General features: G+C 62.5%; 26 protein-coding genes. 18 read left to right on the top strand and 8 right to left on the bottom strand.

Translation table 11 applies throughout. The features are described 5' to 3' along the window. Window positions 1–10 precede the first annotated feature (10 nt). The 4 genes from AC1D11_RS19840 to creD all read left to right on the top strand — a co-directional run bounded on the left by AC1D11_RS19840 (window position 11) and on the right by creD (window position 3,845). A complete protein-coding gene (locus AC1D11_RS19840) occupies window positions 11–943 on the top strand; it encodes an MlaD family protein (protein ID WP_477647963.1) in 933 nt (310 codons plus the stop codon). 95 nt (window positions 944–1,038) lie between these two features. Further along, on the top strand, window positions 1,039–1,653 hold the full coding sequence (locus AC1D11_RS19835) for an ABC-type transport auxiliary lipoprotein family protein (RefSeq protein ID WP_477647964.1): 615 nt from the start codon (window positions 1,039–1,041) through the stop codon (window positions 1,651–1,653). Window positions 1,654–1,666: 13 nt separating this feature from the next. Further along, a complete protein-coding gene (locus tag AC1D11_RS19830) occupies window positions 1,667–2,227 on the top strand; it encodes a Crp/Fnr family transcriptional regulator (protein ID WP_477647965.1) in 561 nt (186 codons plus the stop codon). A 241-nt stretch (window positions 2,228–2,468) separates the two neighbouring features. Continuing rightward, window positions 2,469–3,845 (top strand): cell envelope integrity protein CreD, encoded by a 1,377-nt coding sequence (gene creD / locus AC1D11_RS19825; protein ID WP_477647966.1) that lies wholly within the window; start codon window positions 2,469–2,471, stop codon window positions 3,843–3,845. Between the two features lie 14 nt (window positions 3,846–3,859). On the opposite strand, the gene creC is transcribed toward creD, so the two are convergent. The 4 genes from creC to AC1D11_RS19805 form a co-directional block, all read right to left on the bottom strand. Further along, entirely contained in the window at window positions 3,860–5,257 is a 1,398-nt protein-coding gene (gene creC, locus AC1D11_RS19820) for a two-component system sensor histidine kinase CreC (RefSeq protein ID WP_477647985.1), read from the bottom strand. Between the two features lies 1 nt (window position 5,258). After that, window positions 5,259–5,960, bottom strand: coding sequence for a two-component system response regulator CreB (creB, locus tag AC1D11_RS19815; RefSeq protein WP_477651307.1), 702 nt, complete (start codon window positions 5,958–5,960; stop codon window positions 5,259–5,261). A 124-nt stretch (window positions 5,961–6,084) separates the two neighbouring features. Beyond that, window positions 6,085–6,717, bottom strand: a complete 633-nt coding sequence (locus tag AC1D11_RS19810) for a MarC family protein (RefSeq protein ID WP_457281681.1) — start codon at window positions 6,715–6,717, stop codon at window positions 6,085–6,087. 152 nt (window positions 6,718–6,869) lie between these two features. Next, window positions 6,870–7,616, bottom strand: a complete 747-nt coding sequence (locus AC1D11_RS19805) for an SDR family oxidoreductase (protein WP_477647968.1) — start codon at window positions 7,614–7,616, stop codon at window positions 6,870–6,872. Between the two features lie 94 nt (window positions 7,617–7,710). Here AC1D11_RS19805 and AC1D11_RS19800 point away from each other — a divergent pair, with 94 nt between their 5' ends. The 4 genes from AC1D11_RS19800 (at window position 7,711) to AC1D11_RS19785 (ending at window position 10,655) form a co-directional block, all read left to right on the top strand. Continuing rightward, window positions 7,711–8,325, top strand: a complete 615-nt coding sequence (locus tag AC1D11_RS19800) for a DsbA family protein (RefSeq protein WP_477647969.1) — start codon at window positions 7,711–7,713, stop codon at window positions 8,323–8,325. A gap of 47 nt (window positions 8,326–8,372) precedes the next feature. After that, window positions 8,373–9,062 (top strand): dienelactone hydrolase family protein, encoded by a 690-nt coding sequence (locus tag AC1D11_RS19795; RefSeq protein ID WP_477647970.1) that lies wholly within the window; start codon window positions 8,373–8,375, stop codon window positions 9,060–9,062. A 77-nt stretch (window positions 9,063–9,139) separates the two neighbouring features. Further along, window positions 9,140–9,988 (top strand): amidohydrolase family protein, encoded by an 849-nt coding sequence (locus AC1D11_RS19790; protein ID WP_477647971.1) that lies wholly within the window; start codon window positions 9,140–9,142, stop codon window positions 9,986–9,988. A 4-nt stretch (window positions 9,989–9,992) separates the two neighbouring features. Beyond that, entirely contained in the window at window positions 9,993–10,655 is a 663-nt protein-coding gene (locus AC1D11_RS19785; protein ID WP_477647972.1) for a glutathione S-transferase family protein, read from the top strand. Window positions 10,656–10,659: 4 nt separating this feature from the next. Here AC1D11_RS19785 and AC1D11_RS19780 read toward each other — a convergent pair whose 3' ends face one another. The 4 genes from AC1D11_RS19780 to hemB all read right to left on the bottom strand — a co-directional run bounded on the left by AC1D11_RS19780 (window position 10,660) and on the right by hemB (window position 14,314). Further along, window positions 10,660–11,220, bottom strand: a complete 561-nt coding sequence (locus AC1D11_RS19780) for a DUF1003 domain-containing protein (RefSeq protein WP_477647973.1) — start codon at window positions 11,218–11,220, stop codon at window positions 10,660–10,662. Window positions 11,221–11,260: 40 nt separating this feature from the next. Continuing rightward, a complete protein-coding gene (locus AC1D11_RS19775; protein WP_477647974.1) occupies window positions 11,261–12,019 on the bottom strand; it encodes a DUF72 domain-containing protein in 759 nt (252 codons plus the stop codon). 48 nt (window positions 12,020–12,067) lie between these two features. After that, window positions 12,068–13,183 (bottom strand): magnesium transporter CorA family protein, encoded by a 1,116-nt coding sequence (locus tag AC1D11_RS19770; RefSeq protein WP_477647975.1) that lies wholly within the window; start codon window positions 13,181–13,183, stop codon window positions 12,068–12,070. Window positions 13,184–13,297: 114 nt separating this feature from the next. Then, on the bottom strand, window positions 13,298–14,314 hold the full coding sequence (gene hemB / locus AC1D11_RS19765) for a porphobilinogen synthase (protein ID WP_477647976.1): 1,017 nt from the start codon (window positions 14,312–14,314) through the stop codon (window positions 13,298–13,300). 448 nt (window positions 14,315–14,762) lie between these two features. Between hemB and AC1D11_RS19760 the strand changes: the two genes are divergently transcribed. The 10 genes from AC1D11_RS19760 to AC1D11_RS19715 all read left to right on the top strand — a co-directional run. Next, on the top strand, window positions 14,763–15,191 hold the full coding sequence (locus AC1D11_RS19760) for a CopD family protein (protein WP_477647977.1): 429 nt from the start codon (window positions 14,763–14,765) through the stop codon (window positions 15,189–15,191). Between the two features lie 146 nt (window positions 15,192–15,337). After that, the gene (locus AC1D11_RS19755; protein WP_477647978.1) at window positions 15,338–16,432 is read left to right on the top strand and encodes a VanZ family protein; all 1,095 of its coding nucleotides are present in this window, start codon (window positions 15,338–15,340) and stop codon (window positions 16,430–16,432) included. Between the two features lie 175 nt (window positions 16,433–16,607). Continuing rightward, entirely contained in the window at window positions 16,608–16,880 is a 273-nt protein-coding gene (locus AC1D11_RS19750; RefSeq protein WP_477647979.1) for a DUF2798 domain-containing protein, read from the top strand. A 53-nt stretch (window positions 16,881–16,933) separates the two neighbouring features. Continuing rightward, complete coding sequence (locus tag AC1D11_RS19745) at window positions 16,934–17,272, top strand: (2Fe-2S) ferredoxin domain-containing protein (protein ID WP_457281670.1); 339 nt, start codon at window positions 16,934–16,936, stop codon at window positions 17,270–17,272. Window positions 17,273–17,387: 115 nt separating this feature from the next. Further along, a complete protein-coding gene (locus AC1D11_RS19740) occupies window positions 17,388–18,029 on the top strand; it encodes an alpha/beta hydrolase (RefSeq protein WP_477647986.1) in 642 nt (213 codons plus the stop codon). A gap of 62 nt (window positions 18,030–18,091) precedes the next feature. Next, window positions 18,092–19,309 carry a D-alanyl-D-alanine carboxypeptidase family protein gene (locus AC1D11_RS19735; protein WP_477647980.1) on the top strand — a complete coding sequence of 406 codons (1,218 nt, stop codon included), beginning with the start codon at window positions 18,092–18,094 and terminating at the stop codon, window positions 19,307–19,309. Window positions 19,310–19,708: 399 nt separating this feature from the next. After that, window positions 19,709–20,086 carry a 30S ribosomal protein S12 gene (rpsL, locus tag AC1D11_RS19730; protein WP_092130055.1) on the top strand — a complete coding sequence of 126 codons (378 nt, stop codon included), beginning with the start codon at window positions 19,709–19,711 and terminating at the stop codon, window positions 20,084–20,086. Window positions 20,087–20,312: 226 nt separating this feature from the next. After that, on the top strand, window positions 20,313–20,786 hold the full coding sequence (gene rpsG / locus AC1D11_RS19725; protein ID WP_011481226.1) for a 30S ribosomal protein S7: 474 nt from the start codon (window positions 20,313–20,315) through the stop codon (window positions 20,784–20,786). Window positions 20,787–21,008: 222 nt separating this feature from the next. Beyond that, complete coding sequence (gene fusA, locus AC1D11_RS19720; protein WP_457281667.1) at window positions 21,009–23,111, top strand: elongation factor G; 2,103 nt, start codon at window positions 21,009–21,011, stop codon at window positions 23,109–23,111. Window positions 23,112–23,258: 147 nt separating this feature from the next. Continuing rightward, a partial coding sequence (locus AC1D11_RS19715) for a GTP-binding protein (RefSeq protein WP_477650650.1) occupies window positions 23,259–23,503 on the top strand: 245 nt, incomplete at its 3' end.

Here is a 23,503-nt window from a genome sequence, read left to right as displayed (position 1 = left end):
AGGCCTCACTATGGAAAACAAAGCCCATGCCATGGCCGCCGGCGCATTTGTGCTGGTGGTGACCGCCCTGCTGGCCCTGCTTGCCATCTGGCTGACGCGCGACAACACCGAGCGCGACCTGTACGACATGAGCACCAGCGAAACTGTTTCGGGGCTGCAGCCGCAGGCCCCGGTACGGTTTCGCGGCGTGCCGGTGGGCAAGGTCGAGCTCATCGGGTTTGATACCAAGGTCAAGGGCAATGTGCTGATCCGTGTCTCGATCGACCGCAGCGCCCCCGTTACCAAATCCACTTTTGCCACGGTGGCATCGCAAGGTGTCACGGGGCTGGGTTTTATCCAGCTCGACGACGACGGAAAGTCCGCCGAGCGGCTGGTGGTGAACGACGACGATCCGCCGCGCATTCCACTCAAACCAGGTGGGCTGGACAAGCTGCTCAAGCAAAGCGAGGTGATCTTCAACCAGGTCGAGCAAGCCAGCACGCGTTTGAACAAACTGCTGTCCGACGAGAACCAGGCGGCGGTCACTTCCGCCATCACGCAACTCGGCGAAGCAGCCAGCGGCATCAACCGCGTGGCCAAAGGCCTCGAGCCTACGGTGGCGAGCCTGCCCGGCCTGTCGCGCGATGCCACGGCCGCGCTGAAATCCGTCAGGACAGCTGCCGACGACGTCAGCGCGACCGCCACGCGCCTGAGCGAAAAAGGCGGGCCACTCGACAAGCTGTCCGAAGGCGGCGCGGCGCTGGCCTCGGGGGTGGAGACCTTCAGCGCCGGCACGCTGCCCAAGCTGGGCGAAGTGGCCGACGAAACGGCCCGCACCATGCGTCAGTTGCGCCGCACGGTCAACGCGGTAGATGACAACCCGCAGTCGCTGATTTTCGGCAACGGTCCACCGGTGCCTGGTCCGGGCGAGCCAGGTTTTTCTGCCAACGGAGAGAAAAAATGACATTCGATTTTCTCAGAACTTGCTCATTTGCTATGAATTCAATAGCTGTTTGCGCCCGTCCATCAAGGGCCGGAGCCATTTTTTCATTGATATTCATGACGCTGGCGGTCAGCGGTTGCTCGGGCCTGCCCGACAAACCCACGCGGGCCACCATGTATGACTTCGGCCCTGGCCCTTTGGCCATTCAGCCCAGCACGCGGCAGGCGCCTTTGCCGCCGCTGGCGCTTGACGACGTTTCCACCTCCGGCGGCGCGCTCGACAATATGGCGGTGCTGTACCGGCTGGCGTATACCGACGCACAGCAGCTGCGGCCGTACTCGCAGGCGCGCTGGAGCATGCCGCCCGCGCAGCTGGTGCGCCAGCGCCTGCGCGAACAGCTTGGCCAGCGCCGCGCCGTGTTCAGCGCCGGTTCCAGCGTGGCACTCAACCGCAGCCAGAACGCGGTGCTGCCGCTGCTGCTGCGCCTGGACCTGGAAGAATTCAGCCACTTCTTCAGCGCGCCCAACACGAGCGCCGGCCTGATCCGCCTGCGCGCCACGCTGCTTGAAATCACCCCCGCAGGCGAGAAGCTGGTGGGGCAGCGCAATGTCATCGTGCAGCGTCCTGCGCCCAGCAACGACGCTCCCGGCGGAGTCCGGGCCCTCACGGCAGCCACCGACGCCGCCATCGAGGAACTGGACCAATGGCTGCAGCAAACACCCGCGCGCTAAAGCGCCTTGCGCCATGAAAACGCTGGAAGAACAACTGGATGCCGCCGGGCTGCATGTGTTCGGCTGCTGCGAGCAGCTGAGCGCTTACGGACCCGACCTGCTGCAGAATTCGCAGCTGCTGCAGGACTTCACGCCGGCCGAAGCCGACATCCTGGGAGCGTCCATGCTGCTGGTTCGCGCTGAACCGGGGCAGGTGATGATCCGCGAAGGCGAAGCCGGCGACTGGATGATGCTGATCCTCAAGGGCACGGTCGATGTCACCAAACGCCTGGAATCAGCCGCCGAAGCCGCGCAGGCCGAAGCCGGCGCGGAACCGGTCGTCTCGCGCGTGGCCGTGGTGCGCAGCGGCGCGGCAATAGGCGACATGTCCATGCTCGACAGCGAGCCGCGCTATGCCACCTGCACCGCCATCGAATCTGTCGAGGCCGGCGTCTGGGGCCGCCATGAAATTGCCCTGCTGATTCGCGACCACCCCGGCGTGGGCGCCAAGCTGCTGGTCAAGATCACGCAGATGATGGCCCAGCGCCTGCGCAACACCAGCAATCAGCTGGTCAAGTTGCTACGCAAGAAATAACCCACCCCCGTCGGTCGCTCACTTCGTGTAGCGCCTTCCCCCCTCAAGGGGGCGGCGCCTGCGGCCTGGCAAAGCCAGTTCCGCGGCTGCCCGCTGGTAAATACTCCCACTGCATACGCCATTGAGCGCTGGGGTTTCACATTCCACTTCACATTCAGCTCACACAGGCCGCCCGCAGCTCATTCTGACCTCACACACGGTTTGCACACTTCCCTTCGTTGTTCAAAAACGAAAGGAAGTCATGAAACAAAAATTCTTCGCGCTGGCTCTGGTGGTGGTTTTGCTGGTCGTCGCGCTGTTCCAGATCAGCGGCGTGGTGCATGACCGCCAGACCTACCGGCAAATTGCCATCCAGAGCGTGGCCCAGAGCCTGGCCGGCCCGCAGACGCTGACCGGCCCGCTCATACACCGGGCCTGCACCGAGGAGTGGGACGTCAAGTATGAGGACAAGAAAGTGCAAACCGAACGGCGCGAGTTCACGCTGGTGGCCGCACCGGCGTCGCTGACCGTCAAGGGCGGCAGCAAACTCGAGGCGCGCGCCCGCGGCCTGCATGCGACGCAGGCCTTTAATCTCAAGGCCGACATCGTGGCCGAATGGACCGACACCGAAGCGCTCAAGCCCGTGGCCGAACACGCCGGCTCACGCATGAACTGCGGCCAGCCACTCTTGATGATGGCGGTGTCTGACTCGCGCGGCATCCGCCACGCCAGCGTGAAGATTGGTGATCAGGTGCTGGCGCTCAAGCCCGGTACCTTCTATGGCAGCTATCCGCGCGGCGTGCATGCGCCGCTGTCCATGGCCATGATGGGCATGGCGCCGCTGCAGGCGCAGCTGGCACTGGAACTGGTCGGAACTGAAAGCATTTCAGTCGTGCCGCTGGGCGGCGACACCCGGGTGCAGCTCACGTCCAACTGGCCGCACCCGAGTTTTGGCGGGCAGTTTCTCCCGGTGGACCGCAAAGTGACGGACCAGGGTTTTGAAGCCAGCTGGCGTGTCAGCTCGCTGGCCAGCACGGCGCAGCAGGAGGTGACGCAACAGGACCCCGGCAAGCGCAGGGGCGTCTGCCCGAACTATGCTGATGGGTCGGCCAACGCCTCTTGCGTCGAAGCCTTCAGCGTGACCTTTGTCGACCCTTCCAATACCTACGCGCTCAGCGACCGGGCTACCAAGTACGGTCTGCTGTTTATCGGCCTGACTTTTTTGGCCGTGGGGCTGTTCGAGTTCATGAAGTCACTGCGCGTGCACCCGATCCAGTACCTGCTGGTGGGTGCGGCCATGAGCATGTTTTTCTTGTTGCTTGTGAGCCTTTCGGAGCACATGCCCTTTGAAACTGCTTATGCGATTGCCGCCGCCGCCTGTGTGCTTCTGCTGACGTATTACGCCAGCCACATGCTGGGACGCTGGTCGCGCGGCCTGCCGTTTGGCCTGGGCATCGCCACGCTGTACGGCATGCTGTTTGTGCTGCTGCGGATGGAGCAAACAGCCTTGCTGCTGGGTGCAGTGGCCTTGTTCGCCGTGCTCGCGGCCATCATGATGCTGACGCGGCAGGTGGATTGGTACGCACGGTTCAAACAGGCTGAACCGGTCAAACCTGAACCGGCAAAGGTGGCCGCGTGATGAGCGCGCCGCGGTTAGAAATGCAGCTCGACCCGCAGCCCGGGCTGCGTGTTGCGCGCCACCATGCGCCCGCCGTGCAGCAGCATGATCTGCCGCACGATGGCCAGCCCCAGGCCCGAGCCTTTGGTGTGTCCGTCGGGCCGCACGGTCGAGAAAAAGCGCTCGCCCAGGCGGGGCAGGGCGTAGTCCGCCACGCCGGGCCCGGCATCTTGCACGGCGATGAAGTCTGGCCCCGCTTCCAGGGTGATCGCCGAGCCCTCGGGTGCGAACGAGCGCGCGTTTTCCAGCAGGTTGCTCAGCGCCAGGCCCAGGAGGCCGGGCTCCGCATGCACGCCGGCATGTTCCGGACGGATTACGACTTTGATCGCATGCTGGGTCCGGCCGGCGCCGGTCTCCAGCTCAAAAGACTGGAGGAAGCCGGCCCACGCAAGGCGCTCGCGCTCTACCTCTGCATGGCGTTGCTCCAGCTTCGTCAGCTCGAGCATGCGGTCCACCAGCGCCTGCATGCGGCCGGACTGGGCCAGTACCTGCCCGGAAAACTCGCGGCGCGCGTGTTCGGGAAGCTCGTCCTGCAAGAGCTCGCCTGCGCTGCGGATCGCGGCGAGCGGGCTCTTGAGCTCATGGGTCAGGGCGCGCACGTAATCTTCTATGTACTCGTGGCCCTCCAGCTTCAGGCGCATGGCATCGACTGCCATGGCCAGATCGCCAAGCTCGCCCGGTATCTGCGGAACCGCGGGTTTCTCGCCCTGGCCGACGGCGTTGGCATAGCGGCGCAGCTTGCGAATGCTCCACACCACCCACAGCGTCACGGCCACACCAATGGCCAGCGACAACACCAGCAACAGCAGGCCGCTTAGGAAAATCTTCCGTTCGGCCCGGTCGATGAAAGCCTGGATGGTGGACATCGGTTTGGCGACCGTCAGCACGCCGATGATTTTGCCGTCCTGCTGCACCGGTGCGGCGACATACATCACGGAGCTGCGATCGTCCTGCTGCACTTCGCGGGTGGCGCGCGCGCCGTACTCACCGCGCAGCGTTCTGGCCACATCGCGCCAGCGCGAATAGTCCTGGCCGGTTGCCGCGTTCTCCGAGTCAAACACCACCTTGCCGGCGGCGTCGGTCACGTACACCCGGAAGTCCAGCGATTGCTTGGCAAGGCCCCAGATCTGCGCGTCAATCGGCCGCTGCGCGTAGTTGCGCACGTGGCCGGCGAAGCGCCCGTTGGCGATGGCGCCGGCCGACAGATCGTCGCTGGCCAGTTCGGCCAGGATGTTGGCGGTGTCCACCATCATGTCTTCCATGACCTCGCGCACGCTGGGCTTGACCTCGGCCATGAAGACGCGCAGCACAAAAAAAGCCGCAAGGCCCGTGACCAGAAAAAAGCCGAACAGCAGCCGTATGCCCAGGCGCATGTCAGCTGCCTTTGGTGCGGTTGATATCCAGTGAGTAGCCCATGCCGCGGTGTGTGACGATGTAGTCATGCTCCGGCGCTGCTTCCTGCAGCTTGGCGCGCAAGGTCTTGATGTGCGTGTCTACGGTGCGGTCTGTGCTGTCCGAATCCGCTCCCCAGACGGCGCTGAGCAGTTCGTCGCGCGACCGGATGCGTTCGCGGTGGCGTAACAGTTCGGCCAGCAGGCCGAACTCGCGGCGCGTCAGGTTGAGCGGGTGGCCGTGCAGGCTTGCCCGTTGGCCCGCGGTGTCAATCACGAAAGGACTGGCACCAGCCAGCGCCGCTGCAGGGGCAGGCATGCGCGCGCGCCTGAGAAGGCTGCGCACGCGCGCCAGCAACTCGCGCGGACTGAAGGGTTTGCTCACATAGTCGTCGGCGCCCAGTTCCAGCCCGAGCACACGGTCGATCTCCTCGCCCTGCGCGCTCAGTATCAGCACCGGCAGGCTGCCGGCGGCGCGCAGTTCGCGGCACAGATCGAAACCGCTGCCGTCGGGCAAGCCGACATCCAGGATCACGGCGTCGGGCAGCTGCAGCGCAAGCTGGCGGCGCGCATCGCCCAGCAGCAGGCTGTGTGTCACGCTGAGGCCGTCGCGCTCCAGGGTGTAAATGATGGAGCGGGCAATCGCCGGGTCGTCTTCCACCAGCAGGATGCGCGCACTGGTCATTTGACCCACCGTGCTATCCAGTACATTTCAGCAGGGGCCGCGGAACCGGCTTTGCCGGGCCGCAGGCGCAGCGCCCCCTCGGGGGGCAGAGAGCTACACGCAGTGAGTGAACGTGGGGGCTCCATTAGCTGCGCAGAATGGGGAACAACTTGCCGAGGCCGCCGGCCATCACCTCAACGGCCAATGCAGCGAGGATCAGACCCATCAGCCGCGTCATCACGTTGATACCGGTTTTGCCCAGCACGCGGGCAATCGGCTCGGCCAGCGAAAAGCTGATGGCAGTCACCAGCGCAATCACCACACCGTAGCCGACCAGCGCGGCAACCTGCAAGGCCGTCTGGGCCTTCTCGGCGTAAATCACTACCGTCGACATGGTGGCCGGGCCGGTCAACAGCGGAATGGTGAGTGGCACCACGGCGATGCTGGCGCCGCGCGCGGCCTTCTCGGCGCCGTCTTCCATTTCATTGGTCAGGGGTTTGGCTTCGGCCGGTTGCGCATTCAGCATGTTCATCGAGCTGATCAGCAGCAGCATGCCGCCGCCGACCTGGAAGCTTGCCAGCGAGATGCTGAAGAAGTCGAGGATTTGCAGGCCCAGCAGCGCGCTGATGGCGATAACGACAAAAGCCGAAAAGGCTGCCACCAGGATGGTGCGGCGGCGCTGCTCGTCGGAGAAGCCCTGCGTGTAGTGAATGAAAAACGGCACGATGGCCAGCGGGTTGACGATGGCCAGCAGCGTGACAAGCGGTTTGAAATCCATCGTTTTTCCTTAGAGGCAATTCAAGTGGCAAGCCCAAAAGCGGTCTGCCCAACAAATTCCAGCAGGGGCCGCGGAACCGGCTTCGCCGGGCCGCAGGCGCAGCGCCCCCTCGGGGGGCAGAGAGCTACACGCAGTGAGCGAACGTGGGGGCACTACCTCCCTCCGGCCACGTCGAGCAGTGCACCTGTTGTATAGCTCGCATTGTCGCCGAGCAGCCAGACAATCGACTCCGCCACTTCGCTGGCGGTGCCCGGTCGCTGCATCGGCACCAGCGGCGCCAGTTCACGGGCCCGGTCGGGCAGGCCGCCGGAGGCGTGGATGTCGGTGTCGATGATGCCCGGGCGCACGCCGTTCACACGAATGCCTTCGGTGGCAACTTCCTTGGCCAGCCCGACCGTGAAGGTGTCGATGGCGCCCTTGGCGGCTGCGTAGTCTACGTACTGGCCAGGCCCGCCCAGCCGCGCTGCGGCGCTCGAGACGTTGACGATGGCGCCGCCTGCGCCGCCGTAGCGCGTGCTCATGCGTTTGACGGCTTCGCGTGCGCAGAGGAACGAGCCGAACACATTGATCTCGAACATGCGCCGCACCCTTTCCAGCGTCATGGCGTCGACGCGGCTGGTGCGGTCGACCACGCCGGCATTGTTGACGAGGCCGTCCAGCCGGCCGAGCTTGGCATCCACTTTTTCAAACATGGCCAGCACCTGCGCCTCGTCGGCCACGTCGGCCTGAACCGTGATGGCCTGGCCGCCGCCCTGGCGGATCTGCCGCACCACTTCGTCGGCTGCCAGCGAGTTGCTGGTGTAGTTGACGGCCACCGCCCAACCCTGGCGTGCCGCGAGCAGGGCGCATGCGGCGCCAATGCCGCGCGAGCCGCCTGTGATCAGAATGACTTTGGACAAACCGCACCTCCTGCAGAGAATGGCATTCCCGGGTAAAAACGGGGATTGCATCGGGTCAATGTACTTGAACAGGCCCCCAAAACCGGAGACGATCATGAGCACCGTTGTGGATTATTACTTTACGCCGCAAAGCCCCTGGACTTATCTGGGCCACGAACGCTTTGCCCAGATCGCCCGTGCAGTGGACGCTACCGTGAATGTGCTGCCTATTGATCTGGGCGGCAAGGTGTTTCCCATCTCGGGGGGGTTGCCGCTGGGGCAGCGTGCGCCGCAGCGCCAGGCCTACCGCCTGCTGGAATTGCAGCGCTATTCAGACTACCTGCATGCGCCGCTGAACCTCAAGCCCAAATATTTTCCGGTATCGGGCGATGAGGCCTCGCGCCTCATCATCGCGGTGAACCTGCACGACGGCACTGAAGCCGCGATGAAAATCGGCGGCGCGATCTTCAGCGCCGTGTGGGTGCGCGAGCGCCACATCGCCGACGAAAAAACGCTGGCCGAACTGCTCGCCGAATGCGGCTTGCCGGCCGGGCGGCTGGAGCAGTCCTTCAGCCAGGCGGTGCAAGAGCGCTATGAAGCCAACACGCAGCAGGCGATCGACGCCGGTGTGTTCGGCGCCCCCAGTTATGTCATCGACGGCGAGCTGTTCTGGGGCCAGGACCGGCTTGATTTTGTAGAGCGCGCACTGGCCGCCAAAGCCAACCCCTGAGCCAACCGATTTTTCGACACTTTCATTGACATCAAGGAGATTGCACCGTGGGTAAATTCATCGATCTGACGGCCGCTGACGGCTTTGTATTTCCGGCCTATGTGGCCGAGCCTGCGGGAAAACCCAAGGCCGCCGTGGTGGTCTTGCAGGAAATTTTTGGCGTCAACTCGCACATCCAGGCCGTGACGGACCGCTTCGCTGCCCAGGGTTACCTGGCGGTAGCGCCGGCGACGTTTCACCGCGTCAAGCCCGGCGTTGACATGGGCTACGACGACGCCACGATCAAAGAGGGCATCGCGCTGAAGGCTGCCGTCAACGGGTTGCCCGCGCCGGGCGTGCTGACGGACATCCAGGCCGCCATCGACCACGCGGCAAAGGCTGGCGGCGGCAAGGTCGGCATCATTGGTTTTTGCTGGGGCGGCTTTCTGGCCTGGCGCGCTGCGTGCCTGCTCAAGGGCCTGAGCGCGGCGGTGCCCTATTACGGCGGCGGCATGACGGCCCCGGCCGAGATCGCCCTGCAACCGCAATGTCCGGTGCTGGCCCACTTCAGCGACCGCGACCATTCGATTCCGCTGGACACCATCCACGCCTTTATCAAAGCGCATCCGGAAGTCGAGACGCATATCTACTCGGCCGACCACGGCTTTAACTGCGACCAGCGCGGCGCGTACGACGAAGCCGCGGCCAAGCTGGCGCGCGAGCGCTCGCTGGCGTTTTTTGCCGACAAGCTGGCCTGATCATGCGCGGCGTGCCGGGTTTTAAGTGTTTTAGGACTCTAGCCAAGGCGGGACGTTGGCTTGCAGCTATTGTTTTGATGGCAAATGCCGCGCCCACCCTGGCCGCCGACTACACCGGCCCGCTGTTCGACACGCACCTGCATTACAACGAAGAAGCCTGGAACGGCAACGCCGGTCCACATGGGCCCGCCGATGTTCTTGCCCGCATGAAACGCAACGGCGTCAAAGCCATCGTTGCCAACTCGCGGCCCAACGACGGCACCAGGTCACTCGCCGCGATGCCCGAAACCCGCCAGGCTGGCGTCACTGTGGTGCCCTTTATCCGCCTCTACCGCAACCGCGCCGACTACGACAACTGGTTTCGCGACGAGACGATTTACGAGATGGTGCAGGCCGAGTTTGCTCGTGGCGTCACCGGCGACCAGGCCGGGCCGTACAAAGGCATTGGCGAGTTCCACCTCTACGACAGCGCCAACGCCAATGGCCCGGTGGCCAAAAAGCTGATGCAGTTCGCCGCGAAGAACAAGCTGGCGGTGCTATCGCATGTAGACGACACGGCGATCGACCTGCTGATGGCCCACGCGCCCGACGCGCGCCTCATCTGGGCGCACACCGGCATAGGCGGCGCATCCGTGGCGCGTGTCGATGCCCTGCTGGGCAAGTACCCGCAACTGATGGGCGAGCTGTCGTACCGGCCAGGCCTGACGTGCGAAGGCGGCAAGCTCTGCCCCGAATGGCGCACGCTGATTTTGAAGTACCCTGGCCGCTTCATGATCGGCTCCGACACCTGGGTCAACCAGCGCTGGCTGTATTACGACGAACTCATGAAGGGTTACCGCAGCTGGCTGGGTGATTTACCAGCCGATGTAGCGCGAAAAATAGCCTGGGGAAATGCGGCCGGCATCTATGGAGTGACGACACAATAGGGGCATGTATCAACTGCACTTCTCCCCCAGTTCCGCCGCCATGGCGCCTCACATCCTGCTCCAGGAACTGGGTGTGCCCTTTGAGAAAATCCTCGTCGATACCAGCACCGGCGCGCACCGGTCGGAGGCGTACCGCAAGCTCAATCCCAATGGGCTGATCCCGACGCTGGTTGATGGCGAACTGGTGTTGTACGAAACTGCTGCGATCTGCCTGCACCTGTGCGATACGCATCCCGAGGCCGGTCTGGCCCCAGCCGTCGGCACCACCGAACGCGCGCATTTCTACAAATGGCTGATCTGGCTGACCAACACTATGCAGTCGGCGCTGATCATTTATTTCTACACCGACCGCTGGATGAACCCCGGCAACGACGCCGGCGTAGCCGAGTTGAAGTCGCATGCTGAAGCCAAGGTCGGCCTGATGCTGGACCAGCTGGATGCGGAGCTGGCAAGGCTGGAGAAAATCCATGACCAACCCTGGCTGTTGGGTGCGACGTATTCAGCGGTGGACATTTATGCGCTGACGCTGTGCCGCTGGACGCGCAACTTTGCGTCGTCGCCGGCGCGCAACCGGCCCCACCTCGGCCCCTACCTGCAGCGTGTGCTGGCACGGCCTGCCGTGATCAAGGCCTTCCATGCTGAAGGGCTGGCCCAGCCTTGGGTCTGAGTCTCTAGCCTTTCGCCGCAGGCGGGTTGTCGCGCTGCGCCTGCTCGATCTGCGCGACCAGCTTTTCGGGGTCGGTGTTTTCCTTGAGGATGGGAATGTCCGGGTCGCCCTCGATGTTGGCGCCTACCTTTTTGGCGATGCGCTCCAGGATCTGGATCATCTTGGTGTTTTCCTGCTCAGTCAGCAGGTTGATCTGAAGGTCCAGCTGGTTGCGCCTGTCGCTGATGCGCAATTCATAGTTCTGGCTGATCAGGATAAAAGAAGAGAGAAAGATGGCTTCCAGCGACACCACGAGTGTCAGGAAGGTAAAGGGGTAGGGGTCGAAATGCGCCAGCCCCGGCCACGAGTTGACGCTGATCCAGAACGCAAACGCAGCCACGTGCATCCAGACAAAAGGCATGGAGCCGCAAAAACCGGCGACAAACGCGGCGATGCGGTCAGCCCGGCTGCGGTTGGCCAGTGCCGTTTCTTCCACGCGCCGCATGGCTTCGACATTTTCGCGCGTCAGGTCATCGGCGCAGGTTGTATGGCCGTTCAGCGCCCTCTTGCCTGCTTGATTGCTCATGGGACATCCTTTTCGGGGCGCTGCTACCCGCTCCTGCAGATCAGCTTCGTGCCAGCTTGCCGGTGAGGAGCAGCGCGTCGGGCACTGCAGCGCCGTTGGCCGTATTGTCAAAGATGCACCAGACGCTGGCGTCAGACGCCGCCGCAAGCTCAAGCCGGACGGCAAGCGTATCCAGCACATCGGGCGCGTAGGCCGAGTAATACATCTTCGGCGACCCATGCAGACGCACATAGACCAGGCCGGGGTGTCCACCCGGCTGGGCGGCTGTGTCAAACAGCACCGGGTCGGCCAGGACGCGAGCCACCTTCATGGCCTTGAGCAGGTCGTCGGCGGCGGCCGTGAACCAGCTGGCATGGCGCGGCTCCAGTGCTACCCCGCCGGCATGGCGTTGCCGCAGTGCGGTGAGGAAGCTGGTGGCCGTGGCTGGATCAAAAGCCAGGCTGGGCGGCAGCTGCACCAGCAGGCAACCGAGTTTGTCGCCCAGGCAGCGGACCTGTGCCAGGAAAGTGTCCAGCAGGGCATCGCAGCGGCGCAGCCGTTGCTCGTGCGTGATGGCTTTGGGCAGTTTGACGGAAAAGCGGAAATACGCCGGTACAGCGGCCGCCCACCGCGCATAGGTGGCCGGCTGGTGCGGGCGGTAGAAGGAGGAATTGATCTCGACCGCATTGAAACGGGCGGCGTAGCGCTCGAGATGGCTGCCGTCCGGCGGAAATTCCGGCCAGGTGTCGCGCGGCAGGCTCCAGCCTGCGCAGCCAACCTCCACGCCGCAAGGATTGTGAGGCCGGGTTTCAGGCTGCATGGCGGCAGATCGCGGCAGTGGCTTTCGGGAACCGTTGCGGGCGCCGTGTCAGCGGCGCGTCCGGGCCAGGTACTGCTTGCGCCAGAACACCGTGGCGACCACCACGACGATCAGGACCATGACCCCGAAGGTCCACCAGAAACCGGTTGACGCGTGAAGAAAGGGCATGAACTCGAAGTTCATGCCGAAGAATCCGGTGATCAGGTTCAGCGGCAGGAAGATGGCGGTGAGCGCCGTCAGCGTGCGCATGATGTCGTTGGTGCGGTTGCTTTGCGCCGAGAAATGCATCTGCACTGCGGTTTCGGCGCTTTGCTCCATGCGGCGCACATGGTGCACCACACGTTCAATGTGCTCGAGCACATCGCGTGAGCGGATTTTGAGCAATTCGCGCTCGCGCACTGCGGCGGGTGTGCCGCCTTCGGGCCAGGTTTCAATCGAATCGATCCAGTCCTGCAGTGCGGCCCGCTGGTCTTCGCAGATTTCATCGAGGTGGTGCATGGCCAGCCGCGCATCGAGCACCGAGCTCCAGTTGGTAAAGCGTGTGCCGGGCCGCAGCAGCTCGGACTGCCAATGGTCGAGCTGACGCGTGAGTTCACGCCGCAGTTCGAGGTAGCCGTCGACCATCTGGTTGACGATGCGCAGCATCAGGTCGGCGGGGCTGGCGGGCAGTTTGACGCCGCTGGAGCGCGACTCCGCCGTGGTCGCATTGAGCAGGCGGGCCGCGTAGGCATCGCGCACCGCGCAGTCGGCGGGGTGCACCGTCAGCACCACCTTGTCAAACACCGCAAAGCCGACCGGGCTGGTGTCGATGCGCTTGAGGACCGGCGGGCCGCTGCGTTTCATGCGCTCATGCAACGGTTCGCCGGGCTGGCTGAGGTCGGTTTCGGATTGCCCGGCCGCCAGGCGGCGGAACACCAGGATGTCGTACTGCGAGGTGTAGTCGTAATGTGAAGGGAGCTGGTTGTTCAGCAGGTCGGACACATGCAGATCAACCAGCTGGGTACCGCACAGGGTTTGCAGTGCCGCCTGGATCTGCGCCTGCATCACCTCGAACTCGCGGCGGGCGCAGGCAATCCAGACAAAACCCTGCGCCGGCAACTGGGCCGGCAGGGTGTCCGTCTCGATGATGCCCTGGGTGCCGGAAGCGATGGTGAAAACGCGCATGAAAGCCCTGTTTAGCCTTGTTTTGAGGTATTAAATCGGCATTTCGAACAAGCAGGACGGGCGCAAGCAGCTATGATTTTGATAGCGATTAATGCGCAACACCTGCCGCCCGGTTCAGCCTTGCCGCAGCTTGCGGGCAGCGTCGATGGCGAAATACGTCAGCACGCCATCTGCGCCCGCACGCTTGAAGGCCAGCAGGCTTTCCATCATCACGGCGTCGTGGTCCAGCCAGCCGTTTTGTGCGGCCGCTTTGATCATCGCGTATTCGCCGCTGACCTGGTAGGCGAAGGTGGGCACGCCGAATTCGTCTTTCACGCGGCGCACCACGTCCAGGTAGGGCATGCCGGGTTTGACCATCACCATGTCGGCGCCTTCGGCGATGTCCATGGCCACCTCGCGCAGCGCTTCGTCGCTGTTGCCCGGGTCCATCTGGTAGGCCTTTTTGTCGGCCTTGCCCAGGTTGTTGGCCGAGCCGACCGCGTCGCGGAAGGGGCCGTAGAACGCGCTCGCGTACTTGGCGCTGTAGGCCATGATGCGGGTGTGGATCAGCTTTTTGGCCTCCAGTGCCTGGCGGATGGCGCCAATGCGGCCGTCCATCATGTCGCTGGGCGCGACCATGTCCACGCCGGCCTCAGCCTGGCAAAGCGACTGGCGCACCAGCATGGCCACCGTCTCTTCATTGAGGATGTAACCGTTTTCATCGGGCAGGCCGTCCTGGCCATGCGTGGTGAAGGGGTCCAGCGCCACGTCGGTCATCACGCCCAGGTCGGGAAAGTGCTTCTTCAGTGCCCGCACCACCCGCGGGATCAGGCCATCGGGATTGGTGGCCTCAACGCCGTCATAGGTCTTGAGCGAAGCATCCACGACCGGGAACAGCGCCATCACCGGAATGCCCAGCTTCACGCATTCCTCCGCCACCGGCAGCAGCAAGTCAAGGCTCAGCCGTTCGACGCCAGGCATCGACGCTACTGGCTGGCGCTGCTGCTGGCCGTCCACCACAAAGACAGGATAAATGAGGTCGTGCGGGGTAAGTGCGTGTTCACGTACCAGGTTGCGGGTAAAGGCATCACGGCGCAAGCGCCGCGGGCGCCCGGCGGGGAAGGGCGCGAAGTTGGGGGCGTGCTGTGTCATGCGCAAATTGTGCCAAAGGTTGATCAAGGCCTGAAAGTATTTGGCCGGACGTTATCTGCGCCATCTATATATGAGACATGCTTGGTGCCGCGCCATTTCAGAGGCGCCACGCTTTACACGGAATTACTTAGTTAACTTATAAAACCATTGCCAATGCGCAACTGGCGTGGTTAGAATTGCTACGTGTAGTTACCAATTTGGCAACTGCATCCCGCTTTTCCTCCCTGAGCGGGGCCTTTGCGTGTGACAGCAAAAAGGCTTACCAGCCCGGTGGCTCATGCCCCGGGCATTTTTTTGCCCGCTAGATGTGACGCTTGGGGCATTAGCGGATGGATAGGTCTTAGGCCAGCAGGGGCCGCGGAACCGGCTTTGCCGGGCCGCAGGCGCAGCGCCCCCTTGGGGGGCAGCGCATTACACGAAGTGAAAAGCGTGGGGGCTACACTTCCTTATGCTCTGGGTCAAATCACTCCACATCGTTTTCATCGCCAGCTGGTTTGCCGGGCTGTTTTACCTGCCGCGCATTTTTGTGAACCTGGCCATGGTGCCCCCGGAAAGCGTGGCTGAACGCGAGCGGCTCATATTGATGGCACGCAAGCTCATGCGTTTCACCACCATCCTGGCCGTGCCGGCGTTGGGCTTTGGCCTGTGGCTGTACCTGGGTTACGGCATAGGCCGCGGGCCTGGCAACGGCTGGATGCACGCCAAGCTGGCCGTTGTGGTGCTGGTGATCGGCTACCACCACGCCTGCGGCCGCCTGCTGGCCAGGTTCGTCGCCAACCGCAGCACGCACAGCCACAAGTGGTTTCGCTGGTTTAACGAGGTGCCGGTGCTGCTGTTATTGGCAGCAGTCATCCTCGTCGTGGTCAAGCCCTTCTAAGGTCACAACCGGGCGCAGCAGTGAAAAAGAAGGCCCCTCCCCAACCAGCAGACGCGGTCGAACCGGCTTTGCCGGGCGACTCGCGTCGCCCCCTGCAAGGGGGGGCGGAACTACACGAAGCGAAGCGCAGTGAGGATGTCGGGGGTGTGCACCGAACCACGGCCTGGCCGCTGTCCCTGGCAACCATTTGTCTGGTCATCTACGCAAGCCTTTACCCCTTTGCCGATTGGCGCGACCAGGGAATTTCACCCCTCAGGTTCCTCACAGCGCCCCTGCCGCAGTACTGGACCGGCTTTGACGTGGGCGCCAACCTGTTGGGCTATGCGCCGCTGGGTTTCCTGCTGGCGCTGTCGGCACTGCGCAGCCGGCGCGTTTCCTGGGCTGTGACGGTGGCGGTGCTGGTCAGCGCGCTGCTGTCGCTGGCAATGGAAACGCTGCAAAGCTACCTGCCTTCGCGCATTCCCTCCAATGTCGACCTGGCGCTCAACACCACCGGCGCATGGCTGGGCGCGTGCTGTGCGTGGGCGCTGGAAAAAACCGGCATCGTCGATCGCTGGAGCCGCTTTCGGGCGCGCTGGTTCGCGCAGGATGCGCGGGGTGCGCTGGTGTTGCTGATGCTCTGGCCGCCCGCGTTGCTGTTTCCTGCCTCCGTGCCCCTGGGGCTGGGGCAGGTGTTCGAGCGTCTGGAGTCGGCACTTGCCGAAGTGCTGACCGACACGCCTTTCCTCGAATGGATGCCGGTGCGCGACATGGAGCTGCAGCCGCTGGTGCCAATTGCCGAATTGTTGTGCGTGGCGCTGGGCGCGCTGATTCCCTGTCTGCTCGGCTATTGCGTGATCCGCACGCTGTGGCAGCGGGCAGCGTTTTCGGCGGCCATTGTTGCGGTCGGCATTGCCGCATCGGCGCTGTCGGCCGCGCTGAGCTACGGGCCGGACCACGCCTGGGCCTGGCTGGATCTGCCGGTGCAGGTGGGCATCGGATTTGCCGTTGTGCTGGCGGCGCTGCTTCTGCCGGTGCCGCGCCGGGGGGCAGCCGCGCTGGCACTGCTGGCGCTCACGGTTCACCTGGGGCTGCTCAATCAGGCGCCTGCGGATCCGTACTTTGCCCAAACCCTGCAAACCTGGGAGCAGGGCCGTTTCATCCGCTTTCACGGCCTGGTGCAGTGGCTGGGCTGGCTGTGGCCGTATGCGGCCTTGCTGTATGTGCTGGTGCGGCTCTCAGGGCGCGAGCCGCGGCCTTGATGCGCGCCGGTGATTTGCCTCTGCTAATATCGGCCTGCGATCTCCCTCAAGAGTTGCCGTAAGCGTTTACGTCAATCAACGCGCCTACTACCGCCGGCCATGCCGGGGTTGTATTCCCTGCATGCCCACGGGCTGACGGGAAGGCGCCTTGACTGGACGGCTTATGGAACCCTGTATGAACTCTTCGAAATCTTCATCGCGCACCTTTTTCGGTTTGACAAAACTCCCCGCCCGCAGCGCGCGCTGGGTCACACCCTTGATGCTTTCCGTGTTGATGACCTGCATCGTGTCCATCATCAGCACGCTCAAGGGCGTCGGCATTGCGCCCGGGGTCCTGCGTATCTGGCTGGGCGCATGGGCGCTTTCCTGGGTCGTTGCATTCCCGACGCTGCTGCTGGCGCTTCCGCTGGTGAAAAAAGCCACGGCGCTGGTCGTTGAGGCGCCTTGATCCCCGGGGCAGTGCGGGAACCTTATCCGGTACACATCCACTAAAGTCACGTCATGCCTGAACAAAATTCCTATTACGAACGCCATGTCTTCTTTTGCCTGAACCAGCGCGCCAACGGCGAAGACTGTTGCGCTGACCATCGGGCGCAGGAAGGCTTTGACCGCTGCAAATCCCAGGTGAAAGCCGCAGGGCTGGCCGGGCCTGGCAAGGTCAGGGTCAACAAGGCCGGCTGCCTGGACCGCTGCGCAGCCGGCCCTGTGGCCGTGGTCTACCCCGAAGCGGTCTGGTACACCTATGTCGACGCCAGCGACATTGATGAAATTGTCGAGTCGCACCTGAAAAACGGCAAAGTCGTCGAGCGCCTGCTGGTGCCTGCGCACGTCGGGCGCTAGGCTGGGGGAAGGCCACTATTCCCGAAATTCGCATCTTTTGGCCTTCCGGCCCAATAGGGACGGGCGCAAGCAGCTCCCTATTTGATAGCAACTTGTTTGAATGGAATCCATCACCGTGAATTCGCAGACCCGCAAATCGATCATCCAGGGCCCCGCCGGTGCACTTGAAATTGCTGTGGACCTTCCCGCAGGCGACTCGCGCGGCGTGGCGGTCATTGCGCATCCGCACCCGCTGTTTGCGGGCACCATGGACAACAAGGTGGTGCAGACGCTGGCCCGGGCCTTTGTGCAATGCGGATGGACCGCCGTCCGGTTCAACTTCCGCGGTGTGGGTGGCAGTGCCGGCAGCCATGACGAAGGCCGGGGCGAGCTCGAAGACCTGCTGGCCGTGGTGGAACATGCGGCGCCGACCAGCAGCGGCCAGGTACTGGCACTGGCCGGGTTTTCGTTCGGCGCCTTTGTCACCACCCACGCCTTTGAGCGCCTCAGCACCGCCCGCACCATTGAAAAACTGGTGCTGGTCGGCACCAGCGTGAGCCGCGCGCCTGCTGCACCTATTGACGAAGCCGCCCACCTGAAAACCCTGGTCGTGCACGGCGAGCTGGACGACACGGTGCTGTTGTCCGCCGTGCTGGACTGGGCGCGGCCGCAAGCACTGCCTGTTACCGTTGTGCCGGGGGGGAGCCACTTCTTTCATGGACAATTGCCTTTGTTGAAAAATCTGGTGGTTCGCCACCTGTCTTCGCACTCCGCCTGATGCTGTTTGCCCCGCGCTCCCTGACCCTTATCCTTTCACCGAATTTCACCGACCCCCTACTGATGCAAGCTTCACTCAAGGCCCTCCGCGCCGCCCCCGGCCTGCGCGCTTTTGCCGCCACCGTGTTCCTGGCTTTCTCTGCGGCACTGCCCCTGGCCCATGCCCAGGTGCCGCAGGCGCCCGAAATCGCCGCACGTTCCTACTTGCTGCTGGATATCACTGCCAACCAGATCCTGGCCGCCAAGGACATCGATTCGCCGGTGGAGCCCGCATCGCTGACCAAGCTGATGACCGAATACCTGGTGTTCGATGCGCTCAAATCCAAAAAGATTGATTTGAAGCAGACCTTCCCCGTCAGTGAGCGTGCCTGGAAGATGCCAGGTTCGCGCATGTTCATCGACCCGAAGATGCAGGTGCCCGTGGAAGACCTGATCAAGGGCATGGTGGTGCAGTCAGGCAATGACGCCACCATGGCGCTCGCCGAAGGCGTGGGCGGTTCCACCGAAAATTTCGTCCGCCTCATGAACGAGCAGGCCAAGGCGCTGGGCATGAAGTCCACGTCTTATAAAAACCCGGAAGGCCTGACCGAACCCGGCCACACGACCACCGCGCGTGACCTGAGCATCCTGTCCACCCGGCTGATGCAGGATTTCCCCGATTACATCGGCTATTCGGCGATCAAGAAATACCGCTATCCCGGCACGCCGGCCGCCAACGACACCAACCGCAACACCCTGCTGTTCCGCGACCCGACGGTGGACGGCCTGAAAACCGGCCATACCGACGCTGCCGGCTATTGCATGATCGCCACCGCAAAGCGCGACTTTCCGAACCTGGGCGCTGCCGGCGCACCGGGCGGGCGCCGGTTGCTGGCCATCGTGCTGGGTACCGCGAGTGACAGTGCCCGCGCCAATGAATCACAAAAACTGCTGAACTGGGGCTACACAGCCTATGAAGCCGTGAAGCTGTTCGACGCCGGCCAGGCCGTGGTAACTCCGTCGGTCTGGAAAGGCACTTCCTCGACCGTGAAGCTGGGCCGTCCGCAGGCCATCGTGGTGGCCGTCGCTGCCGGCGGTGCTGCCAAAGTCAAAACCCAGGTGGCGCGGCCCGACCCGCTGGTAGCGCCGTTTGCCAAGGGCCAGGCTGTTGGCACGCTGAAGGTCACCTTGGGCGACAACCCTGCACCGGTGGCCGAAGTGCCGCTGGTGGCGCTGGAAGCGGTGGGCGAGGCCGGTATTCTGGGCCGGGCCTGGGACGCCATCCGGCTGTGGATTAAATAAGACGAAGGGCATGGTGGGGTCTGGGCGGATATGCATTCACATCCAGCCCTTCCCGACACCGTTACCTCAGGTATCGCCGGTTATACAGGGCGTTGATGCCGGCGCTTTCCCCGGTTTTTCAGACAAATTGCGGGCCGCCAAATACTCGTGTCGGAGATTGGCGGACTCTTCCCCCCAGGGCGTCCGGCGCGAAAACTCGTCTGGAGTGGGCGCTAACATTGAATCTTTGGGCGCCGAACTTCTCTTTGCCGGCCATTTCGTGTGTCCGCGCCACGCGTTCTGCTTGAGGGATTCCCCTATCCGGTTTATACTAGAAGGCTTTTCCGCTTTCGTGGCGGGAAATATTTGTGGCCGTATCAACACGGTAAATTAGTTTTCAGACGTTTAGGGACGTTTTCAATGCCAACCATCAATCAGTTAGTCCGTCAGGGGCGCGAGGTCGAAAAGATCAAGTCCAAGAGCCCTGCGATGGAAAATTCTCCGCAGCGCCGCGGTGTGTGCACCCGTGTGTACACCACGACGCCTAAAAAGCCCAATTCCGCTCTGCGTAAGGTTGCCAAAGTGCGCCTGACCAACGGTTTTGAAATCATTTCCTACATCGGCGGCGAAGGCCACAACCTGCAGGAACACAGCGTGGTGCTGGTTCGCGGCGGTCGTGTCAAGGACTTGCCCGGTGTGCGTTACCACATCGTCCGTGGTTCGCTCGACTTGCAGGGCGTGAAAGACCGCAAGCAGTCGCGCTCCAAATACGGTGCGAAGAAGCCAAAGGCCAAATAAGCCGAACCGGCTCGGGTTTTTCTCTTCGCTGAGAGCTCGTGCCAGAAGAAGTTGTCACAGAAGTCTGTGATAGTTCCTTCAAAACAAGGTGTTTCACTCGCCCTGGCAGGTGTCTGAAACGAAGTGACCCAAGTGCAAATAGTTGCACCGGTCGAGTAAGTGAGGGTTTTGATAACTCTCGCGGTGTTGCCAAAAGCAATGCCAACTGAAGCAAAGAGGTGAAAAAATGCCACGTCGTCGCGAAGTCCCTAAACGTGAAATTCTTCCTGATCCAAAATTTGGCGATGTTGATCTCGCCAAGTTCATGAACGTGATCATGCAAGGCGGCAAAAAGGCCGTCGCAGAGCGCATCATTTATGGCGCGCTCGACTTTATCGAGAAAAAGAACCCCGGCAAAGACCCGCTCGAGGCTTTCCACATGGCCATCGGCAACATCAAGCCCATGGTTGAAGTGAAGTCCCGCCGCGTCGGCGGTGCCAACTACCAGGTGCCGGTTGAAGTGCGTCCTGTCCGCCGCATGGCTTTGGCTATGCGCTGGCTCAAGGAGGCCGCCAAGAAGCGTGGCGAGAAGTCCATGTCTTTGCGTCTGGCCAATGAACTGATGGAAGCGACCGAAGGCCGCGGCGGTGCCATGAAAAAGCGTGACGAAGTTCACCGCATGGCAGAAGCCAACAAGGCGTTCAGCCACTTCCGCTTCTAATTTTCGATTGCAGTATTTGCTGCGCTGAGTTGACGGGTTGCTGGTTGGTTTCAAGGTGCTGGGCACCTTGATTGCCGACGGTTCAACCCCAATTTCTGCCAGCCGGGTGTGGTGCACAACACCCTTCCCGGCCAGCAGACGCGTAGAAGAAATGAAGGATGCCCGGACTGCGGGCAGTCCTTCAACGAGTCTTTGTTCGTAACCCCGAACTGAAAGTAATTTATGTCCCGCGCTACCCCCATTTCACAATACCGCAACATCGGCATTTCCGCGCACATTGATGCCGGCAAGACCACCACCACCGAGCGGATCCTTTTTTACACCGGCGTGAACCACAAGATTGGTGAAGTTCACGACGGCGCTGCCACCATGGACTGGATGGAGCAAGAGCAGGAGCGCGGCATCACGATTACTTCGGCTGCCACCACCTGTTTCTGGAAGGGCATGGACACGTCCCTGCCTGAGCACCGCATCAACATCATCGATACCCCGGGCCACGTGGACTTCACGATTGAAGTCGAGCGCTCCATGCGCGTGCTTGACGGCGCCTGCATGGTGTACTGTGCCGTGGGTGGCGTTCAGCCCCAGTCGGAAACCGTCTGGCGCCAGGCCAACAAATACAAGGTTCCCCGCCTTGCGTTCGTCAACAAGATGGACCGCACCGGCGCGAACTTCTTCAAGGTCGTCGAGCAGATGAAGCTGCGCCTGAAGGCCAGCCCTGTGCCCATGGTGATCCCCATCGGCGCTGAAGAAAGCTTCACCGGCGTGGTTGACCTGCTGAAAATGAAGGCCATCATCTGGGACGAAGCGTCGCAAGGCATGAAGTTCACCTACAGCGATATTCCCGCCGAGCTCGTCGAGCTGGCCAAGGAATGGCGCGAGAAGATGGTTGAGGCTGCCGCCGAGTCCTCTGAAGAGCTGATGAACAAATACCTTGAAGAAGGTGATCTGACCGAAGCTGAAATCAAGCTGGGCATCCGCACACGTACCATCGCCAGCGAAATCCAGCCGATGTACTGCGGCTCCGCCTTCAAGAACAAGGGCGTGCAGCGCATGCTGGACGCTGTGATTGAATTCATGCCGTCGCCGATCGACATTCCTCCCGTCAAGGGCATGGACGAAGATGAAGCGCCTGTCACCCGCAAGGCTGACGACGAAGAGAAATTCTCTGCGCTGGCATTCAAGCTGATGACGGACCCGTTTGTGGGCCAGCTCACCTTCGTGCGCGTTTACTCCGGCGTCCTGAAAAAGGGCGACAGCGTTTACAACCCGATCAAGGGCAAGAAAGAGCGTATCGGCCGTATCGTGCAGATGCACGCGAACAACCGTGAAGAAGTCAGCGAAATCCGCGCCGGCGACATCGCCGCCTGCGTGGGCCTCAAAGACGTGACCACGGGCGAAACCCTGTGCGATCCGGATGCCATCGTCATGCTTGAGCGCATGGTGTTCCCTGAGCCTGTGATTACCCAGGCCGTGGAACCCAAGACCAAGGCTGACCAGGAAAAAATGGGCATCGCCCTGCAGCGCCTGGCGCAGGAAGATCCTTCTTTCCGCGTCAAGACCGACGAAGAGTCCGGTCAGACCCTGATCGCCGGTATGGGCGAGTTGCATCTGGAAATTATTGTCGACCGCATGAAGCGCGAATTCGGCGTGGAAGCCAACGTCGGCAAGCCGCAGGTGGCTTACCGCGAAACCATCCGTAAAACGGTGGAAGACGCTGAAGGCAAGTTCGTGCGCCAGTCCGGCGGCAAGGGCCAGTACGGCCACGTCGTGCTCAAGATCGAGCCCAACGAAGCCGGCAAGGGCATCGAGTTTGTCGACGCCATCAAGGGCGGTGTGGTTCCTCGCGAATACATCCCTGCGGTGGAAAAGGGCATCAACGAAGCCGTCACGTCCGGCGTGCTGGCTGGCTATCCGGTGGTTGACGTCAAGGTCACGCTGCACTTCGGTTCGTACCACGATGTGGACTCGAACGAACTGGCCTTCAAGATGGCTGCCATCTTCGGTTTCAAGGAAGGTTGCCGCAAGGCCAGCCCGGTGATTCTGGAGCCCATGATGGCTGTAGAGGTTGAGACGCCTGAAGACTACGCCGGCAACGTGATGGGCGATCTGTCCTCACGCCGCGGCATGGTGCAGGGCATGGAAGACATGGTCGGTGGCGGCAAGGCCATCAAGGCGGAAGTGCCGCTGTCTGAAATGTTCGGTTATTCGACCACGCTGCGTTCGATGTCGCAGGGCCGTGCCACGTACTCCATGGAGTTCAAGCACTACTCTGAAGCTCCGCGCAATGTGTCGGAAGCCATCATGGCTTCGCGCGCCAAGTAAGTAACGTTCGCTGCCGATCCCGGATGGGATTGGCAGCTTTTTTCCTTGTCTGCGATTGTGTGCCACTTTGTACCCGTGCGAAGTGAATCAGCAACACAGTGCAGACGTTAAACCGTACACGGGCATGTTCTTTATCTGGAGAGAAAAATGGCAAAAGGCAAATTTGAGCGGACCAAGCCGCACGTCAACGTCGGCACGATTGGCCACGTGGACCATGGCAAGACGACGCTGACGGCGGCGATCACGACCGTTCTGGCATCCAAGTTCGGCGGCGAAGCCAAGGGCTACGACCAAATTGACGCGGCGCCCGAAGAAAAAGCGCGCGGCATCACGATCAACACCGCCCACGTCGAGTACGAAACGGCCAACCGCCACTACGCCCACGTCGACTG

The organism is Polaromonas sp. P1_E11, from assembly GCF_056405995.1.
Note: the sequence above shows the minus strand (reverse complement) of the source record. Positions and strands in the feature narration are given on the sequence as shown.

What these genes read in the sequence shown, in the direction of transcription:
- AC1D11_RS19840 (WP_477647963.1), top strand. Translation starts at nt 11, where the DNA reads ATGGAAAACAAAGCCCATGCCATGGCCGCCGGCGCATTTGTGCTGGTG.
- AC1D11_RS19835 (WP_477647964.1), top strand. Translation starts at nt 1,039, where the DNA reads ATGACGCTGGCGGTCAGCGGTTGCTCGGGCCTGCCCGACAAACCCACG.
- AC1D11_RS19830 (WP_477647965.1), top strand. Translation starts at nt 1,667, where the DNA reads ATGAAAACGCTGGAAGAACAACTGGATGCCGCCGGGCTGCATGTGTTC.
- creD (WP_477647966.1), top strand. Translation starts at nt 2,469, where the DNA reads ATGAAACAAAAATTCTTCGCGCTGGCTCTGGTGGTGGTTTTGCTGGTC.
- creC (WP_477647985.1), bottom strand. Translation starts at nt 5,257, where the DNA reads ATGCGCCTGGGCATACGGCTGCTGTTCGGCTTTTTTCTGGTCACGGGC.
- creB (WP_477651307.1), bottom strand. Translation starts at nt 5,960, where the DNA reads ATGACCAGTGCGCGCATCCTGCTGGTGGAAGACGACCCGGCGATTGCC.
- AC1D11_RS19810 (WP_457281681.1), bottom strand. Translation starts at nt 6,717, where the DNA reads ATGGATTTCAAACCGCTTGTCACGCTGCTGGCCATCGTCAACCCGCTG.
- AC1D11_RS19800 (WP_477647969.1), top strand. Translation starts at nt 7,711, where the DNA reads ATGAGCACCGTTGTGGATTATTACTTTACGCCGCAAAGCCCCTGGACT.
- AC1D11_RS19790 (WP_477647971.1), top strand. Translation starts at nt 9,140, where the DNA reads ATGGCAAATGCCGCGCCCACCCTGGCCGCCGACTACACCGGCCCGCTG.
- AC1D11_RS19785 (WP_477647972.1), top strand. Translation starts at nt 9,993, where the DNA reads ATGTATCAACTGCACTTCTCCCCCAGTTCCGCCGCCATGGCGCCTCAC.
- AC1D11_RS19780 (WP_477647973.1), bottom strand. Translation starts at nt 11,220, where the DNA reads ATGAGCAATCAAGCAGGCAAGAGGGCGCTGAACGGCCATACAACCTGC.
- AC1D11_RS19775 (WP_477647974.1), bottom strand. Translation starts at nt 12,019, where the DNA reads ATGCAGCCTGAAACCCGGCCTCACAATCCTTGCGGCGTGGAGGTTGGC.
- AC1D11_RS19770 (WP_477647975.1), bottom strand. Translation starts at nt 13,183, where the DNA reads ATGCGCGTTTTCACCATCGCTTCCGGCACCCAGGGCATCATCGAGACG.
- hemB (WP_477647976.1), bottom strand. Translation starts at nt 14,314, where the DNA reads ATGACACAGCACGCCCCCAACTTCGCGCCCTTCCCCGCCGGGCGCCCG.
- AC1D11_RS19760 (WP_477647977.1), top strand. Translation starts at nt 14,763, where the DNA reads ATGCTCTGGGTCAAATCACTCCACATCGTTTTCATCGCCAGCTGGTTT.
- AC1D11_RS19750 (WP_477647979.1), top strand. Translation starts at nt 16,608, where the DNA reads ATGAACTCTTCGAAATCTTCATCGCGCACCTTTTTCGGTTTGACAAAA.
- AC1D11_RS19745 (WP_457281670.1), top strand. Translation starts at nt 16,934, where the DNA reads ATGCCTGAACAAAATTCCTATTACGAACGCCATGTCTTCTTTTGCCTG.
- AC1D11_RS19735 (WP_477647980.1), top strand. Translation starts at nt 18,092, where the DNA reads ATGCAAGCTTCACTCAAGGCCCTCCGCGCCGCCCCCGGCCTGCGCGCT.
- rpsL (WP_092130055.1), top strand. Translation starts at nt 19,709, where the DNA reads ATGCCAACCATCAATCAGTTAGTCCGTCAGGGGCGCGAGGTCGAAAAG.
- rpsG (WP_011481226.1), top strand. Translation starts at nt 20,313, where the DNA reads ATGCCACGTCGTCGCGAAGTCCCTAAACGTGAAATTCTTCCTGATCCA.
- fusA (WP_457281667.1), top strand. Translation starts at nt 21,009, where the DNA reads ATGTCCCGCGCTACCCCCATTTCACAATACCGCAACATCGGCATTTCC.